General features: G+C 49.5%; 16 protein-coding genes. 6 read left to right on the top strand and 10 right to left on the bottom strand.

Annotation, left to right across the window (positions count from 1 at the left end; genetic code table 11):
- Positions 1–13 precede the first annotated feature (13 nt).
- Complete coding sequence (locus tag DDY07_RS11680) at positions 14–928, bottom strand: quinoprotein relay system zinc metallohydrolase 2 (protein ID WP_171696019.1); 915 nt, start codon at positions 926–928, stop codon at positions 14–16.
- Positions 929–939: 11 nt separating this feature from the next.
- The gene (def, locus tag DDY07_RS11675; protein ID WP_171696018.1) at positions 940–1,467 is read right to left on the bottom strand and encodes a peptide deformylase; all 528 of its coding nucleotides are present in this window, start codon (positions 1,465–1,467) and stop codon (positions 940–942) included.
- Positions 1,468–1,665: 198 nt separating this feature from the next.
- Here def and DDY07_RS11670 point away from each other — a divergent pair, with 198 nt between their 5' ends.
- On the top strand, positions 1,666–2,010 hold the full coding sequence (locus DDY07_RS11670) for a hypothetical protein (protein WP_101055015.1): 345 nt from the start codon (positions 1,666–1,668) through the stop codon (positions 2,008–2,010).
- A 51-nt stretch (positions 2,011–2,061) separates the two neighbouring features.
- On the opposite strand, the gene DDY07_RS11665 is transcribed toward DDY07_RS11670, so the two are convergent.
- From DDY07_RS11665 to DDY07_RS11645, 5 genes are all read right to left on the bottom strand, one after another.
- Positions 2,062–2,385 carry an iron-sulfur cluster assembly accessory protein gene (locus tag DDY07_RS11665; protein ID WP_033155458.1) on the bottom strand — a complete coding sequence of 108 codons (324 nt, stop codon included), beginning with the start codon at positions 2,383–2,385 and terminating at the stop codon, positions 2,062–2,064.
- A 15-nt stretch (positions 2,386–2,400) separates the two neighbouring features.
- Positions 2,401–3,504: a cysteine desulfurase family protein gene (locus tag DDY07_RS11660; protein ID WP_171696017.1), complete on the bottom strand. Its 1,104-nt coding sequence runs from the start codon at positions 3,502–3,504 to the stop codon at positions 2,401–2,403.
- Complete coding sequence (gene iscR / locus DDY07_RS11655) at positions 3,504–3,989, bottom strand: Fe-S cluster assembly transcriptional regulator IscR (RefSeq protein WP_033155456.1); 486 nt, start codon at positions 3,987–3,989, stop codon at positions 3,504–3,506. The genes DDY07_RS11660 and iscR overlap by 1 nt, the downstream gene beginning before the upstream one ends.
- Positions 3,990–4,277: 288 nt before the next feature.
- Positions 4,278–5,030: a serine O-acetyltransferase gene (gene cysE, locus DDY07_RS11650; protein WP_171696016.1), complete on the bottom strand. Its 753-nt coding sequence runs from the start codon at positions 5,028–5,030 to the stop codon at positions 4,278–4,280.
- A 4-nt stretch (positions 5,031–5,034) separates the two neighbouring features.
- The gene (locus DDY07_RS11645; RefSeq protein ID WP_171696015.1) at positions 5,035–5,760 is read right to left on the bottom strand and encodes an RNA methyltransferase; all 726 of its coding nucleotides are present in this window, start codon (positions 5,758–5,760) and stop codon (positions 5,035–5,037) included.
- Positions 5,761–5,850: 90 nt separating this feature from the next.
- On the opposite strand from DDY07_RS11645, the gene DDY07_RS11640 reads away from it, so the two are divergent.
- The 3 genes from DDY07_RS11640 (at position 5,851) to DDY07_RS11630 (ending at position 8,593) form a co-directional block, all read left to right on the top strand.
- Positions 5,851–6,645: an inositol monophosphatase family protein gene (locus DDY07_RS11640; RefSeq protein WP_171696014.1), complete on the top strand. Its 795-nt coding sequence runs from the start codon at positions 5,851–5,853 to the stop codon at positions 6,643–6,645.
- A gap of 86 nt (positions 6,646–6,731) precedes the next feature.
- On the top strand, positions 6,732–7,640 hold the full coding sequence (locus DDY07_RS11635; protein WP_026603994.1) for an NAD(P)-dependent methylenetetrahydromethanopterin dehydrogenase: 909 nt from the start codon (positions 6,732–6,734) through the stop codon (positions 7,638–7,640).
- A 47-nt stretch (positions 7,641–7,687) separates the two neighbouring features.
- The gene (locus tag DDY07_RS11630; protein ID WP_171696013.1) at positions 7,688–8,593 is read left to right on the top strand and encodes an NAD(P)-dependent methylenetetrahydromethanopterin dehydrogenase; all 906 of its coding nucleotides are present in this window, start codon (positions 7,688–7,690) and stop codon (positions 8,591–8,593) included.
- A 43-nt stretch (positions 8,594–8,636) separates the two neighbouring features.
- On the opposite strand, the gene DDY07_RS11625 is transcribed toward DDY07_RS11630, so the two are convergent.
- Entirely contained in the window at positions 8,637–9,275 is a 639-nt protein-coding gene (locus tag DDY07_RS11625) for a response regulator (RefSeq protein WP_171696012.1), read from the bottom strand.
- Positions 9,276–9,438: 163 nt separating this feature from the next.
- Between DDY07_RS11625 and DDY07_RS11620 the strand changes: the two genes are divergently transcribed.
- Positions 9,439–11,148: a proline--tRNA ligase gene (locus DDY07_RS11620; RefSeq protein WP_171696011.1), complete on the top strand. Its 1,710-nt coding sequence runs from the start codon at positions 9,439–9,441 to the stop codon at positions 11,146–11,148.
- Between the two features lie 70 nt (positions 11,149–11,218).
- Here the strand turns inward: DDY07_RS11620 and DDY07_RS11615 are convergent, their stop codons facing one another.
- Together DDY07_RS11615 and DDY07_RS11610 are read right to left on the bottom strand one after the other, a co-directional pair.
- Positions 11,219–11,389 (bottom strand): rubredoxin, encoded by a 171-nt coding sequence (locus DDY07_RS11615; RefSeq protein WP_084153209.1) that lies wholly within the window; start codon positions 11,387–11,389, stop codon positions 11,219–11,221.
- 242 nt (positions 11,390–11,631) lie between these two features.
- On the bottom strand, positions 11,632–12,936 hold the full coding sequence (locus DDY07_RS11610; protein ID WP_367650871.1) for a DUF3422 family protein: 1,305 nt from the start codon (positions 12,934–12,936) through the stop codon (positions 11,632–11,634).
- A 1,084-nt stretch (positions 12,937–14,020) separates the two neighbouring features.
- Here DDY07_RS11610 and DDY07_RS11605 point away from each other — a divergent pair.
- Complete coding sequence (locus tag DDY07_RS11605) at positions 14,021–14,998, top strand: DUF882 domain-containing protein (protein WP_033155447.1); 978 nt, start codon at positions 14,021–14,023, stop codon at positions 14,996–14,998.
- Positions 14,999–15,051 lie beyond the last annotated feature (53 nt).

Genomic DNA, 15,051 nt, shown 5'->3' with positions numbered 1-15,051 from the left:
TAATCTCCTTTGTTTAATCTTCCCATTCCAGCTCGGCAAACGCGATGGTCACGTTTTTGCGGTGGAATTGTTCAAATAGCTGCCAATTTTTTTTAGCAGGCAGGCCGACGGTATTCACAGCCTGCTCGAGGGTTTTGCCCTGTTTGATCATAGCCCTTACTTCGGTAGCTAGACTGTTCAAATAGGCTTTTTGCGGCTGTAGACTAGCCGGCCAATCTTTCACCAAATGCCCGTGGCCGGGCACCACTAATTTATAGTGATTTTTCTCCAAGCACTCAATCTCAGACAACCAGCCTTTGATGCTGCCGTCTATCACCGGGATATGCTCTAAAAACAACAGATCCGCTAGCCACATAGTATCGGTGGTCTTGTCGTAGACGCTTAAATCGTTATCGGTATGCGCACTGGGATGGGCGGTCAGCAGCAGTTCACGATTACCGATGTTCAGGGTCATGCTGTCATTCACCTCTATATCGGGCGGAATAATGTTGTCGTGATTAACTTGAATATCCAGCAATTCCGCCGCGCGACCGAGATAATGGTCGCCGCGCGTGGCCATGGCCCGCGCCAGCTTATGGTGGCCGACAAACTGCACGCCCGGTTCCTTGAAAGCGATATTGCCGTAGATATGGTCGGGATGCACATGGGTGTTGATCACATAGCAAACCGGTTTGGTGGTCACTTGCTTGATGGTATTTCGCAACGCGGCACCCTGCTGTGGACTGCCGCCGCTATCGATCACCGCTACGCAGCGCTCACCAACAATAAAGCCGATATTGGCAATCTCGCCGTGATTATCTCGATCCGGCCAATGATGCGCTGAGGTATGCAGATAGATGCCCGGCGCCACTTGGCTGAAAGACAACGGCGGCGCAGCCATACTGCTGTAACTGGTTAATAGGCCCATTAACAACAACACAAACTTCATTCAGTTGGCTCCTATGCGGCGATGCGTTTGAAAAATTCGGTCTCGGCAATAATATCTTGGTTATTTTCCACCCTATCCAGATAGACCAATCCCAACAGATGATCGAACTCGTGTTGGAAGACGCGGGCTGGAAAATCCTGCAAGGCTAAGCGGTAGGTTTCACCTTGCTGATCTTGATATTGCACTTCGATAGCCCGGTAACGCGGCACTAGCGCCCGGATACCCGGCACGCTTAAACAGCCTTCCCAGTCTTTATGCAATGAGTTATCGACAATCTTAAAACTTGGATTGACCATCAGAATCGGCGGCATTTCCGGAGCATGGGGATAACGGGCTGTCGGCCGGGAAGCGATGATCATAATTTGCCGGGAAGCACCCAATTGCGGGGCGGCTATGCCGACACCATTAGCCTCCAGCATAGTCTCATGCAGGGTTTCAATCAGTTTATGGAACTCCGGGCAGGCAAAGTCGTCAACAAGCTGCGCCTGCTGCCGCAATACCTCGGCTCCCAGTTGGGCAATCGGTGTTTTCGAAGTCATGGTTGTGCCGGATAGCGTATAGGCGGGTTGCGGAAATAAGTCGTTTCGGGCGAGAGTATACTGCCGATTGGCGTAATCTTCCTGCCTTTACTTTACAAGGCTTTTTTGTGATATTAACAACAGGCCAGTTGCCGGAAATGCAGGGCTCCGGTTGCAAACCGATTATTAGAACAATTCGTTTTTTCCACAGGAGATAGTATGAAGAAAATCAACAAAACCCCGTTCGCCATTGCAATCGGCGCATCTCTGCTGCCAACGCTGGCGGGCAATTTTGCTCAAGCTGACAGCAACCCGTTTGCTTTGTCTGAGTTGAGCTCAGGCTATATGCTGACTGCCGAAGCGAAACCTGAAGCGGGTGCCGATAAAATGAAAGACGGTTCTTGCGGAGAAGGGAAATGCGGTGCGTCCATGATGAAAAAAAGCACTGATAGCAAAGCCGCTACCGAAGGCAAGTGTGCTGGTAACAAACCGGCCGCTCCAGCCGCCGACAAAGCCGCTGACGGTAAAAAAATGGAAGGAAATTGCGGCGCTAATATGAAGTAAGCGCCGATGACGCCGGCTTTATTGAGATTGCAAAGCCGGCGTTTTTATCCGCTAAACCGAAAAACTCTCCCCGCAACCGCAGGTGCCTTTTACATTGGGGTTGTTGAATTTAAAGGCCTCGTTAAAACCTTCCTTCGCATAATCCAGCTCAATGCCGCTCAATTTATCCAGATCAGCCTGTTTAACCAGTACTTTTACATCGTGTTGATCGAATACCACCTCATCAGCTTCGGCCTGATCGGCATAATCCAACACGTAGGCGTACCCTGAGCATCCGGATGTTTTCACGCCCAATCTCAAGCCTAAGCCTGTGCCGCGCTTTTGTAACTGTTTTTGGATTTGCCGGGCGGCACTTTCGGTGACGGTAATAGCCATTGCTCATTCTCCTAATTAATTTGCTATCAATGTTTTTAACACATCGACGAATTGATCGATTTCGGTTTCTTGGTTGTCTTTACCCAAACTGACGCGGATAGCCGATTTAGCCAAGGAGGCTTCCACTCCCATAGCCGTCAACACCGGGCTGATTTCGCCGGACGACGCCGAGCAGGCGGAGCCACTGGAAACCGCGATATTGCGCTGATCCAACTGCATTAACAACATTTCGCCGCTAATGCCGGGGATACCAAACTGCACGGTATTCGGCAATCTTGGGGCGTGTTCGGCAAAGATCACCAAGCCCGGAATGGTGTCTAGAGCTTGCTCCAAACGCTTTCTCAGCGCCAGCATGCGAGCTTGTCTTGCGTCTGTTTCTGTCTTAGCCAACTCGGCTGCTTTACCAAAACCCACTATCGCCGCCACGTTTTCCGTACCAGCCCGCCAGCCATGCTCCTGGTCGCCGCCGCGCAGCCAGGGCTTTAAAACAAAATCTTCTGCAACGACCAATGCCCCGCAACCTTTTGGCCCGTATATTTTGTGGCTGGATAAACTCATCAATTTAACGCCCAGCTTTTTGAACGAAAATGAGATTTTACCCAAGGCCTGGACGGCATCGGTATGCAGGTTGACTCCGCGTTCAGCTAAACGTTCGGCGATGGCTGCAAGGTCTTGAACAACGCCGGTTTCATTATTCGCCAACATCACCGACGCCATGTCGCCGGCTTGCCAATTTACTTTGTCCAGAGCGAGTAAGGGAATTGTTCCATCGCCATCCACCTCAAGCGTTTGCAAGTTGCGAAAACACTGCCGGAAGTATGCGGCGTTTTCGAAAATGGAGGGGTGTTCGATTGCAGAAATTGCCAGCCCGCGTTCACGGGCGTTGGCTAGTGCCAACGCATTTGCTTCAGTGCCGCCGCTGGTAAATACAATCTGCGCTCCTGGTGCATCTATCAGCCCGGAGATTTGTTCCCTGGCGGTGTCGATAGCGCTGCGGGCTATGCGGCCAAGCTTATACAAACTGGATGGATTGCCGTACATGCCATGCAAATAGGGCAACATCGCTTCCACCACTCGCTCGTCACAACGGGTGGTGGCGTTATGATCCAGATAGATCATTACGCGATGCGTTTTTCCTGCCGAGGTTGCATTTCGATGACATGCTCGACTTGTTTGCTCTGTCTTTTTGCCACGTCACTGACAAAATCGCGCTCTAGCAACTGCCCAAGACTGATTTCTTTTAAGTAAGCGCGAATTTGCTCGCTCAAGCCCATCCATAAATCGTGGGTCAGGCAAGGTTCATCGTTGTGGCAATTGGCTTTACCACCGCATTTGGTCGAATCAACAGGTTCGTCGACTGCTTCGATAATGTCGGCAATATTAATTTCCCGGGCACTGCGACTAAGTGTGTACCCGCCGCCGGGCCCTCTAACACCTTTCACCATGCCGGCCTTGCGTAAACGAGCAAACAATTGTTCAAGATAAGACAAGGAGATGGTTTGTCGAGTCGCAATGTCAGTCAAAGTCACCGGGTTGGCTTGACTGTGAAAAGCCAAATCCAGCATCGCGGTGACCGCGTAACGCCCTTTTGTGGTAAGCCGCATTTCAAACCCCTTACAAACTAATGAAAATAATGCTGACTATAAATAAACCCAGTAATTTGGTCAAGTATTCAATCGTAAGTGGTTCTTGAGGTATTAAACACAGACAAGCTGTAACACATATTTTTCAATTCTGAGGACAGATCAAGCGTTTTACAGCTTGAACTCGTTGGGAATTTGCGGGGTTGAAATCTCGCGACTCTGCAAGAAGCTTAAAGCATACGCTACTCAGTTTGAATCACGCCGATGACCAGCGTTCGAGCATTCAGTATCAGAAAATACCTGACAGCGTTATTGCTTATCCTTAATTTCACAATCATCCAAAGCCGACATGGCCTGGCGATGGCAATTAATGCCGGCATCGTTCAATACCTGTTGCATATCGGCTATTTGTTTATCGAGTTGATGGATATGGTCAAGCATCAGATTGATAGCGTTAGCGATAGGATCCGGCATATCACCCGTGGCGCCGTATGCGTCGAAACCCATTTTCTGTGCCATTGCATCGCGCCGGGCTTTTTCTTGTTTGGCTTTGGGGTCGACGATATGTGCGGGAATCCCAACTACCGTCACCCCCATTGGCACCGATTTTACTACTACCGAATTCGAACCGACTCTCGCCCCATCGCCGACCTCAATCGGTCCCAGCACCTTGGCCCCAGCCCCTATTACCACGCCATTGCCCAGGGTCGGGTGGCGCTTACCCTTGTTCCAACTGGTGCCACCCAAGGTCACGCCATGGTATAGCGTGCAATCGTCCCCAATCACGGCAGTTTCACCGATCACCACCCCCATGCCATGGTCGATAAAGAACCGCCGGCCGATTTGCGCGCCGGGATGAATTTCGATACCGGTTAGCCACCGGCCCAAGAACGATACATAACGACCGGCCCACCTAAAGCCACGCAACCATAACCAGTGGCTGCAACGGTGAATCAGTACGGCGTGAAAGCCGGGGTAGGTGGTTATCACTTCAAAAGCCGACTGCGCGGCCGGGTCCCGGGCAAATACGCAGTTAATATCTTCTTTGAGTCTGGCCAGCATGGGTTTATTTGGCGTTGTGATTTTGTGAGAAGCGCAGTATGCCCCTCAGGATATCCAGCTCCTTGGTATCAAGCTGGGTCCGATTAAAGATGCGCCGCAAGCGACGCATGATTGATTTAGAACGCTCCGGGTGCAGAAAACCAATATCCGCCATGGTCTGATGGAGATGCACATAAAAGGCTTCCATCTGTTCGGCTGTCGCCAGAGGTTCTTCACCCATATCGCCCACATTGCTGACCATTTCCTGGCCGGATGCGACGAATAGCTCGTAGCACACAACTTGCACTGCCGCCGCCAAGTTCAGCGAGCTATATTCTGTGTTGCACGGAATTCGCAACAAATAATGACATAAGTCCAATTCATGGTTTTTTAAGCCGGAATTTTCCCGGCCGAACACCAAGGCGATATTTTGCTCCGGTGATGCGCCTACCCATTTTTCGGCGGTTTGCCTGGCAGTCAAGCTTGGCCAGCTGATGGTTCTATCGCGTGCGCTGGAGCCCAATACTACCTGGCAATCGGCAATAGCATCTTGTAAAGAACCGAAGACAGTTGCAGATCTAAGCACATCGTCGGCCCCGGACGCTCTGGCCGTGGCATCGGCATGCGGAAAGCTTTTTGGAGACACCAAGCGCAGTTGGTCCATCTGCATATTTTTCATGGCTCTAGCCACCGCACCGATGTTGCCGGGATGGGAAGTCTCCACTAAAACCACTTTAAAATGTGATAGCAATGCCCGGCCTCTGCGGCTAAAAAAGCAGCGATTCTAGCAAAATTTGCTATCCTATCCGAGTTTTCTAACTGCTCATTTTCAATTCGATCTATGCATCCGATGCTTAATATTGCCGTCCGCGCAGCGCGGAACGCCGGCGACCTAATCCAACGCTCTTCACAAAATATCGAGAAACTCACTATCGATCAAAAAAGCCGTAATGACTACGCCTCCGAGGTTGACCGGGCCGCCGAGCAGGAAATTATCAAAGTCATTCGCGCCGCGTTTCCCGAGCATGGCATTCTGGCCGAAGAAAGCGGCGAACACAAAGGTAACGACTACACCTGGATAATTGACCCTTTGGATGGCACCACTAATTTTTTACACGGCTTTCCACAATATGCCGTGTCTATAGCGCTAAAAAACAAAAATAAACTAGAGTTGGGTGTGATTTACGACCCTAGCCGCGACGAACTCTTCACTGCCGAACGCGGCGGCGGCGCTATGTTGAACAATCGCAAAATCCGGGTCACCAAACAAAGCAGTATGCGCGGCGCCCTGATTGGCACGGGTTTTCCATTTAAAACCATGGAAAACATCGAACCCTATTTGGGCATGTTTAAAGCCGTTTGTGCCGACTCAGCAGGTATCCGCCGCGCCGGAGCCGCCGCACTGGACATGGCTTATGTGGCCTGCGGTCGTCTGGATGCGTACTGGGAAATCGGCGTGAAGGAATGGGATATTGCCGCTGGCGTGTTGCTGGTGCAGGAAGCTGGTGGTGTCGCCACAGATTTTTCCTTTAACGACAAATACTTACAGTCCGGCAACATCATTGTTGGCAACCCTAAGATGCATCAATTGATGTACCACGCTATCGAGCCGCATGTGCCGGCGCGCTTAAAATAATGCGCAATTCGGCATTTAGCCTAAAATTGTTATCGTCTTGCCTTTTCTTTTATACTTACCGGCTAATCAAATTATAAGAGGCCATCATGGAAAAACCCTTTATCCTGCACATGCTGACTACAGCCAAGAACTTAAGCCCGTTCGACGTCAATATGGCGATGGACGCCGGCTGGATTTCAGCAATCCCCTACATCAACGTTGAACCCAGCGAAGTCAGGGGCTTGGTCCAAGATGCTATTTTTTCGCGCAGTCCGAAAGGCCTGTTGCGCACCGCTATTTTTATCGGTGGCCGGGAGACCAAGCAAGCAATGGATATGTTGAAAATGGCCAAGAATTCCATGGTCCCGCCTTTCGAAGTATCAGTATTCGCCGATCCTAGCGGCGCATTCACCACGGCAGCCGGCATGGTCGCAGCAGTTGAAAAAGAACTGGCTGAAAAATTCGACACCACGCTGGAAGGTAAAAACGTGATCGCCTTGGGCGGTACTGGTCCGGTCGGTCAAGCGGCTGCGGTGATTGCCGCTCAAGCGGGCGCTAAAGTCCGAATCATCGGTAGGCAACTCGATAAAGCCGAGCGCACCGCAGAGCTATGCAGCGAAGAATTTGGCGATGGCAAAATTACAGTGCTGGCAGGCGCCGACGCCGATAAGACCGAATACATGAAAACCGCCGATGTGGTTTTTGCAACGGGTGCGGCCGGCATTGAATTGCTCAGCACAGAATTAATCTCCCAAGCTGCGCAATTGAAAGTAGCCGCCGATGTAAACGCGGTACCGCCAGCCGGTATTGCCGGTGTGGATGCGTTCGATAACGGCAAACCGTTAGCCGGATCCACCAGTGGCGCGGTAGGCATAGGCGCTCTGGCGATAGGCAACATCAAATACCAAGCGCAAAGCCGTTTGCTGAAAAGAATGCTGGAAAGCGATCAACCGCTATTCTTACATTTCGAACACGCTTTCGAAGTCGCTCGCGAATTCATCAAATCGTCTAAGTAATTAGCTAAGCTCCCCAAAGTCTGCCTATCACAGAGGGTAAGGTAAAAATGGCAAAACGCAGCATACTTCACATGTTCGACCCGATGCCAAACAACAGTCCGTTTGACATTAACATGGCACTCGACGCAGGCTTTGATGTGCTGATGCCGTATTCCAACGTTAAATTGGAGACTATTCACAATTTGACCCAAGATGCGATTTTTTCGCGTAGTCCGTCGGCCAGTAAGAAAACCGCGATCTTTATCGGCGGCAGGGATATGGGCATGGCTATCGATATGTTGCAAGCCACCAAGCCGGCCATGGTGCCGCCGTTTGAGGTTTCAGTATTTGCCGATCCGAGCGGCGCTTGCACCACCGCAGCAGCTTTGGTGGCGTGCGTGGAAAAGGCGCTTAAACAACATCATGGTAAAGAATTGAAGGGCAGTAAGGCGGTAGTGTTCGGCGGCACCGGCCCGGTCGGCATCGCCACTGGCGTGATAGCCTCGTTGCAAGGCGCGGAAACAATCTTGGTGGATCATCTATCAATAGATTCCGCAAAAGACGCGGCCAAACAATACAACCGGCGTTTTGGTGCCACCATGAGTGGCGGAGTTGCCCGCAATGACGAAGAAAAAGCCGCGTTAATAGCCGATGCAGACTTAGTATTCTGCACGGCAAAGGCCGGTATTCGAGTTATCAATGCGGCCGTTCTGGCGCAAGCCAAGCAGTTGAAAGTAGCCGGTGATGTCAATGCCGTACCGCCATCCGGTATAGAAGGCATAGAGTTAAATGATTTATCGGCACCATTAAACTTGGCGAATCAAGCGATAAATGCGGTCGGTGTCGGTGCGCTGGCGATAGGTAATGTCAAATATCAGTTGCAACATGAATTGTTGAAAATGATGCTGGAAGCGGAAAAACCGGTCTTTCTGGATTTTCGGGAAGCCTTTACCAAAGCCCGCACCTTGGTCTGACTACTCTAGGGATGTGTGGCAAACAACCCCGCATCCCTGTTTTTTAAAGGGCATCAAGATAATTAAATTTGACTGCCAATCTGGTTAACTCCACATCGTTTTTTATATTCAATTTGCGATACAAGCGATAGCGGTAGGTATTGATAGTCTTGTCGCTCAGTTGCAAAGCCTCCGACATTTCCTGAATGCTCCTGCCGCGCAAAATCAGACGTACTACTTCAGCCTCACGCTGGGAAAGCTGTAAAAAAGGCGAGACATCCGCGCCTGGCAAAAACTGAAAAGCCAAGTTACTGGCCACATCCTGGCACAAATAGCGCTTACCGGAAATTACCGATTTAATTGCCGCCACCATTTCGCTGACCGGCGAAGCCTTGGATACAAAGCCGACCACACCCAATTTCAGCAGTTGTTGCGGTATGGGGCCGTCGTTATGCACCGACAAGGCGATGATTTTAATCGATGGCTGCGATTGCAGTATGCGCCGGCACGCTTCAAACCCGCCTATGCCGGGCATATTAATGTCCATCAAAATGACATCGGGCGGCTCTTGTTCGACAATCCGCAAAGCCTCCTCGCCACAATTACAGACGGCGACCACCTCAATATCCTTTTCAGCTGCCAACAAAGCTTCTATGCCGCTTCTGACAAGCTCATGATCATCAACCAGCAATACTTTAATCATAACTTCCTTTTTCTGGGGCTTATATCAGGTCAAGTTTCCCAAATTTCATCAACAACAGCAATGCTAAAAGTGAGTAGGATAGACCCAAATAGCGTCGTTGATTCGTGGTTTTGGCGTTTAGCCGTTAAAATAGCGGTTTTGATAAAACAACTTCAGGGCCAATATGCGCACTTCCCAATTTCCTCTTAGTACCGTCAAAGAAATACCGGCCGACGCCGAAATAGCCAGCCACAAACTCATGATACGCGCCGGCTTGATTCGCAAACTTGCCGCGGGCATCTACACCTGGCTGCCACTGGGTTTGCGGGTATTGCGTAAAGTTGAACACATTGTACGTGCGGAAATGAATAAAGCGGGCGGTCTGGAAGTACTGATGCCGGCTTTGCAGCCTGCAGAGCTATGGCAGGAAACCGGACGTTGGGAGAAATACGGGCCGGAATTAGCACGGCTGAAAGATCGCCACGACCGCGAATTTTGTCTGGGTCCGACGCACGAAGAAATTATTACTGACCTCGCTCGTCATGAGTTGAAAAGCTACAAACAGCTGCCTATCACTTATTATCAAATTCAGAGTAAATTCCGCGATGAAATTCGTCCGCGTTTTGGTGTGATGCGTTCACGCGAATTTATCATGAAAGATGCTTACTCATTCCATCTCGATCAGGAATCGTTACAGGCGACTTACAACGTAATGTATCAAGCCTACACCAATATTTTTAACCGCTTTGGTTTGAAATTCCGGGCCGTGATAGCCGATTCCGGCTCAATTGGCGGCGCGGTTTCCCATGAATTTCACGTACTTGCCGAATCCGGCGAAGATGCGATAGCTTTTTCCACCGCTAGCGATTACGCCGCGAATGTCGAAAAAGCTGAAGCTCTAATGCCTGAAGGGATACGCGCCGAGCCGACTCAAACTATGGTTTTGGTTGATACGCCAAATCAGCATAGCATCGAAGACGTCAGCCGATTTTTTAAGGTCGATGCCAAGCAGTGCCTGAAAACCTTGATTGTCAGAGGTGAGGACGCCAGCTTGGTTGCCTTGCTGCTGCGGGGTGATCACGAATTAAACCCGATTAAAGCCGAAAAAATCGACGGCGTCCTGTCGCCATTACAATTTGCCAGCGATGAAGAGATTCTCGGCGCTTGTCACTGCAAACCCGGCTCGATAGGTCCTATCGGCCTGAGCATAAAGATAATCGCTGATCGCAGCGTAACTGTGATGTCCGACTTTGTGTGCGGCGCGAATCAGGATGGCAAACATTATCAAGGCGTCAACTGGCAGCGCGACCTGGCCTTACCTGAGCACATTGCAGACTTGCGGATGGTAGTAGAAGGTGATCCCAGCCCGGACGGCAAAGGGCAAATTACCATTGCCCGAGGCATAGAAGTGGGCCACATTTTTCAGCTCGGCACAAAATACAGCGAAGCGATGAACGCCTCCATCATTAACGAAGCCGGTAAAAACCAGATCATGATCATGGGCTGCTATGGGATTGGTATCTCGCGGGTGGTTGCGGCGGCCATCGAACAAGGCCACGATGACCGCGGCATTATCTGGCCCAATGAGCTGGCGCCATTTCAAGTCGCTATTTGCCCAATGAATATGCATAAGTCTGATCGTTTGATTGATACGGTCGAGAAAATCTATAAAGATTTAACGGATGCCGGCATCGAAGTGTTGCTGGACGATAGAAAGGTTCGAGCCGGATTCATGTTCTCGGATATGGAACTGATCGGCATTCCGCACCGGATCGTAATAGGCGACCGTGGCCTGGATAGCGGTACCGTCGAATATCAAGGTCGCATGGACAAAGAAAGCCAGAATGTTGAATTTGATAAACTCGTCGACTTTATTAAGAACAAACTCGCATAACTTTCGTCGGATTAATCAAACGAAAAAGGGCGCAAATTGCGCCCTTTTTATTTACTGCGTTAGACGCTTGTTAACGTACCAGAGTAAACATAGATTTTACTGCCCCGCATTTAGGGCAGCCCCAATCTTCTGGAACATCTTCCCAACGAGTGCCGGGGGCCACGCCGTTGCGGGGATCGCCTAACTGCTCGTCGTAAACGTGGCCGCAGGTTTTACATTTGTATTTTCTATACTCTGCCATTGATAGATTCCTCGAATTGTAATCACGGTTTAAAGAAAGCCCGGCGATTGTAGCCGAAGCTTCACTCACAAAAAACCACGAAGATTTGGAGGGGATTGTTAGGGTAATCTGAGAATTGTTCCGTCGGGCTTAGCTTGTCTTTTCTTAAAGCAATCTAATGGCATGATTTTGATAAATAAATGTCATCTTTGTTCTGTTCAATATTTGGCTGGTTTACGGCGCGCACCATGATGGGATGGTATTCATTCCGTCGTACTGGCGATGATCTTGTGAATTCGCTTAGTACTTATGCCGATGATGACCAAAATAAACGGAATCGATGCGCCTTCCACTAGCTCGGCGTCTACATGCCATCCTAAACTGTGCAATGCTTCGGCGATTTTGCCGATTAGGCTCGCTGCATAATAGGTGATAGCTACCATCGAAATGCCTTCCACCATTTGTTGCATGCGCAACTGCATTTTTGCACGCAGGGCCATGGAGGATAACAGGCCTTGGTTTTGCCGCTCGATAATGATGTCGACTTTGGTGCGTAACAACTGGCTGGCATTGCTGACGCGCTCGGAAACCAGGGTGAAGCGGTGGGATACGGAATTGCAGGTATGCATCGCCGGTTCCATACGCCGTTTCATGAATTCGCCCAAGGTTTGAATGCCCTGAATCCGCACTTCGCGCAAGTCTTCCAGGCGTTGGCCGACCAATTGGTAGTAAGCGCTGGCTGCGGCAAAGCGAAATTGATGTGTGGAAATATGGTTCTCCACCTCAGCCGCCAACGCCGTTAGCTCATCCAGCAGTTTGGCGTCATCGTTATCCGTCTGGGTCATCGAATTAGTAATGGTATACAGCTGCCGATCAGCCTTTTTTAATTCCGGATACAGTTTGCGCGCGATAGGAAACGCCAACAGCGCCATCACTCGGTAAACTTCAATATCGAACAAACGATGCAATAAGCGTCCGGCCTGCGCGGTTCTCAAGTTTTGATTAACCACTAAGAAACGGCTAAAGCCATCAACATGAATCCGGAAATCGGTAAATACGGCTGCCGCGCCGCCAGTTACTTTTGAACCAACGATTGGGTTGCCGGCAAAGTAGGCGGTTAACGGGGATAAATCCATTTCATCCTGATAATTAACCTCCTCGGCGGAAACGATGCTGGCGTGTGCGGCAACAATCACTTTTCCGCTGATCTGCGATAACCAATCGACCGGGACTTTTTTTAAAGCAGGAGCTGCAAACGGCTCTGTGTCTATGTCGTAGGCATAAAAACTATAGGTACTGAATTCGCCGTGTTGCTCCCAACTCATCTGGAACGCATCGAAGCTGGCGCTAAAGTGGTCTGCATCTAGGTCGGGTGGTACAGTTCCAAACCGTTCGCAAAGTGCTTTCAAATGCCGACGTTCCTGCATTTTTTCATCGCTTGATAACGCCAGAGCCAAGTAACTGGCCCTGACCGGCAAGCTGAGAATAGACGAGGCCCTGGCATGAACTTCGTTATGTAATATAAACCGTTGAGGATGATTTTCCGGGATTTGAAATAGAGTAGTCACAAGTAAATTGGGTAGCATCAAAGGTTAGCGTCTATCGCTTTTACCGATGAATATAACGTAGAGAGGGCTAGGTTGCTACTGCCTAAGCGAATGAGGGCAATGGGCTATAAAAACTGCATCAGAACTTGTTGATGCTCATATCCTAATGTGTTGATAAAGCGGCTTGTGCCAAGCTATTGACTGATATGGGTTAGGTGCGAGATTGCTAAGTCTACTGCTGTTGGCACAGGCCGATTATTTAACCGCGACGCTTCACTAGTTTGAGTAATCGGTTGCGGCTTTTATGTTCGCCGTTGTGTATTACTCCAATTTGGTGAATTTGCTTACAAAACTGATTTGGCAGTTTTGTCCTGTTATCCCGGATGCAAAACTCCTTTGATGATGTAAGTAAGAGTCGTACATTGCGCTGCCATCGTGCGAATGAAAGTTTATAAAAGGATCGTAGCCTTTTTGGGAAAAAAAGGAATGACAGAGCTGTTGAGACAGTGTCAGTTGATTTTGGGGTTTAATTAGTTTTTCCATGTTGTTCTCCAATGATTTGCAGTCGAGATACCATAAGCTTTCTAGCAAAAAGCTTCTGTGATAAGCGGTTCGTAGTTAAAATTATTTTGTGTTTTTATCAAAAAAATGGCAAGAAAACAGGCCTATTCACAACGCTGGCGCTTTCGTTTTACGGGGTAGTTTGTCCCCCGCAAGTTTTGGTGGCTTAATTTTCAAGTCAGCTTTTACGCTACCTTACGGGCAGGAATTGAGTATTTCAATATGATGCGGCTTGACTGTATTGGCATATCAAAGGGGTTAAATTGTTCGCGTTTGTCAGGCTGTTGCTGTTGCTTTTACAGCGGTCGGTAAAATGCTATCAGCGCGAATAGTAAGCAGAGAAAGCGAGGTTTCAAGCGGTATTGAGTGGCAATTTGATGCTGATTGAACGTTTGCACGTGTCTCCTTTGTAAGCAATCCTTGCGGCAAAATGTCGGCAAAAGCGAATTTGAAATGTGACAGAGTGCTATAATTGCAAAAGCCCGTTAGGCATTAGCCTTCGGAATCATCACTATCCGAATGATGTTGAATCAGGAGATTATGGATGCTGAGACATAATTTAGAAAATCAAGACAATAAGCAAGACGACGTAGAGCTGTCTCGACGCAGCTTCTTTGGGCGTCTGGCTGTTGGTGCGGTTTTATCTATTGCGATGCCCGGCGTCGTTCATGCTGCGAAAAGCGTAGCGGTAAAAGCGGATAAAAACCATCGACTGGAGAAGTCGGCAAGGAGTGCAGTGCGCTTGCCTAAACATGGAGCCATTCAAGCGACTAAGGCTGTTCGTCAACCTGCCAAACTAAGCAAAAGCGCTGGCGGCAATAACCTTAGGCCTGTAGCCGGCCAGCATGGACAGCTGCATACAGCCCATGCAGAACGCCACTCCCTACATGAGTCTCGTGTACGAGATATTTATACAGGCAAAAAACAACACGTAAACACGGCTTCCTACCATGCCAATCGACATGGTAATCAGGGCGGTAGAGTGCATTCTATTATTCAGCCGGCACCAAGAGAATCATTCATGGAGCCTAGCCAAGATTCGTTGTTTTTAGCGGATCACGGGCGTTTTGCAACTCACCGGGCCTTGGCTTTTCAAAATCCGCATACTGGGGACAAATTGAGCCTGACGTATTTTGAAAGAGGTCGTTACCTTAGCGATGCCCTGGATGAAATCAGTTTTTTGTTGCGCGATTATCGTACCGACGATGTGCATCCTATTGATCCGGAGTTACTGGATCAGTTACACGATTTGAAACAAATTTTGGGTTTAAATCAACCTTTTGATGTTATTTGCGGTTATCGTTCGCCATTGACCAACGCTAAACTGCATGCCGAGAATTCCGGTGTTGCGAACAATAGCTTCCACATGCAGGGGCGGGCAGTGGATATTCGTATCGAGCGCTTTGACCTTCGGCGTATTCATGGCGCGGCACTGGCTATGCACCGTGGCGGCGTTGGATATTACCCTGAGTCAAACTTTATCCATCTGGACACGGGAACCTTCAGAACCTGGAAGTTATAGAGTCGTTCGCTCATAAAAAAAGCGTCATTTGCGGCGCTTTTTTTATGTCTGCT

The sequence above is a fragment of the Methylomonas sp. ZR1 genome (genome assembly GCF_013141865.1).
In the GTDB taxonomy this organism is placed as follows: Bacteria; Pseudomonadota; Gammaproteobacteria; order Methylococcales; family Methylomonadaceae; genus Methylomonas.
The sequence above is the reverse complement of the archived record's forward strand: the minus strand, read 5'-3'. Positions and strand labels throughout refer to the sequence as shown.

Excerpts from the sequence above, each read along its gene's own strand:
- DDY07_RS11680 (WP_171696019.1), bottom strand. The coding sequence starts at position 928 with ATGAAGTTTGTGTTGTTGTTAATGGGCCTATTAACCAGTTACAGCAGT.
- def (WP_171696018.1), bottom strand. The coding sequence starts at position 1,467 with ATGACTTCGAAAACACCGATTGCCCAACTGGGAGCCGAGGTATTGCGG.
- DDY07_RS11670 (WP_101055015.1), top strand. The coding sequence starts at position 1,666 with ATGAAGAAAATCAACAAAACCCCGTTCGCCATTGCAATCGGCGCATCT.
- DDY07_RS11665 (WP_033155458.1), bottom strand. The coding sequence starts at position 2,385 with ATGGCTATTACCGTCACCGAAAGTGCCGCCCGGCAAATCCAAAAACAG.
- DDY07_RS11660 (WP_171696017.1), bottom strand. The coding sequence starts at position 3,504 with ATGATCTATCTGGATCATAACGCCACCACCCGTTGTGACGAGCGAGTG.
- iscR (WP_033155456.1), bottom strand. The coding sequence starts at position 3,989 with ATGCGGCTTACCACAAAAGGGCGTTACGCGGTCACCGCGATGCTGGAT.
- cysE (WP_171696016.1), bottom strand. The coding sequence starts at position 5,030 with ATGCTGGCCAGACTCAAAGAAGATATTAACTGCGTATTTGCCCGGGAC.
- DDY07_RS11640 (WP_171696014.1), top strand. The coding sequence starts at position 5,851 with ATGCATCCGATGCTTAATATTGCCGTCCGCGCAGCGCGGAACGCCGGC.
- DDY07_RS11635 (WP_026603994.1), top strand. The coding sequence starts at position 6,732 with ATGGAAAAACCCTTTATCCTGCACATGCTGACTACAGCCAAGAACTTA.
- DDY07_RS11630 (WP_171696013.1), top strand. The coding sequence starts at position 7,688 with ATGGCAAAACGCAGCATACTTCACATGTTCGACCCGATGCCAAACAAC.
- DDY07_RS11625 (WP_171696012.1), bottom strand. The coding sequence starts at position 9,275 with ATGATTAAAGTATTGCTGGTTGATGATCATGAGCTTGTCAGAAGCGGC.
- DDY07_RS11620 (WP_171696011.1), top strand. The coding sequence starts at position 9,439 with ATGCGCACTTCCCAATTTCCTCTTAGTACCGTCAAAGAAATACCGGCC.
- DDY07_RS11615 (WP_084153209.1), bottom strand. The coding sequence starts at position 11,389 with ATGGCAGAGTATAGAAAATACAAATGTAAAACCTGCGGCCACGTTTAC.
- DDY07_RS11605 (WP_033155447.1), top strand. The coding sequence starts at position 14,021 with ATGCTGAGACATAATTTAGAAAATCAAGACAATAAGCAAGACGACGTA.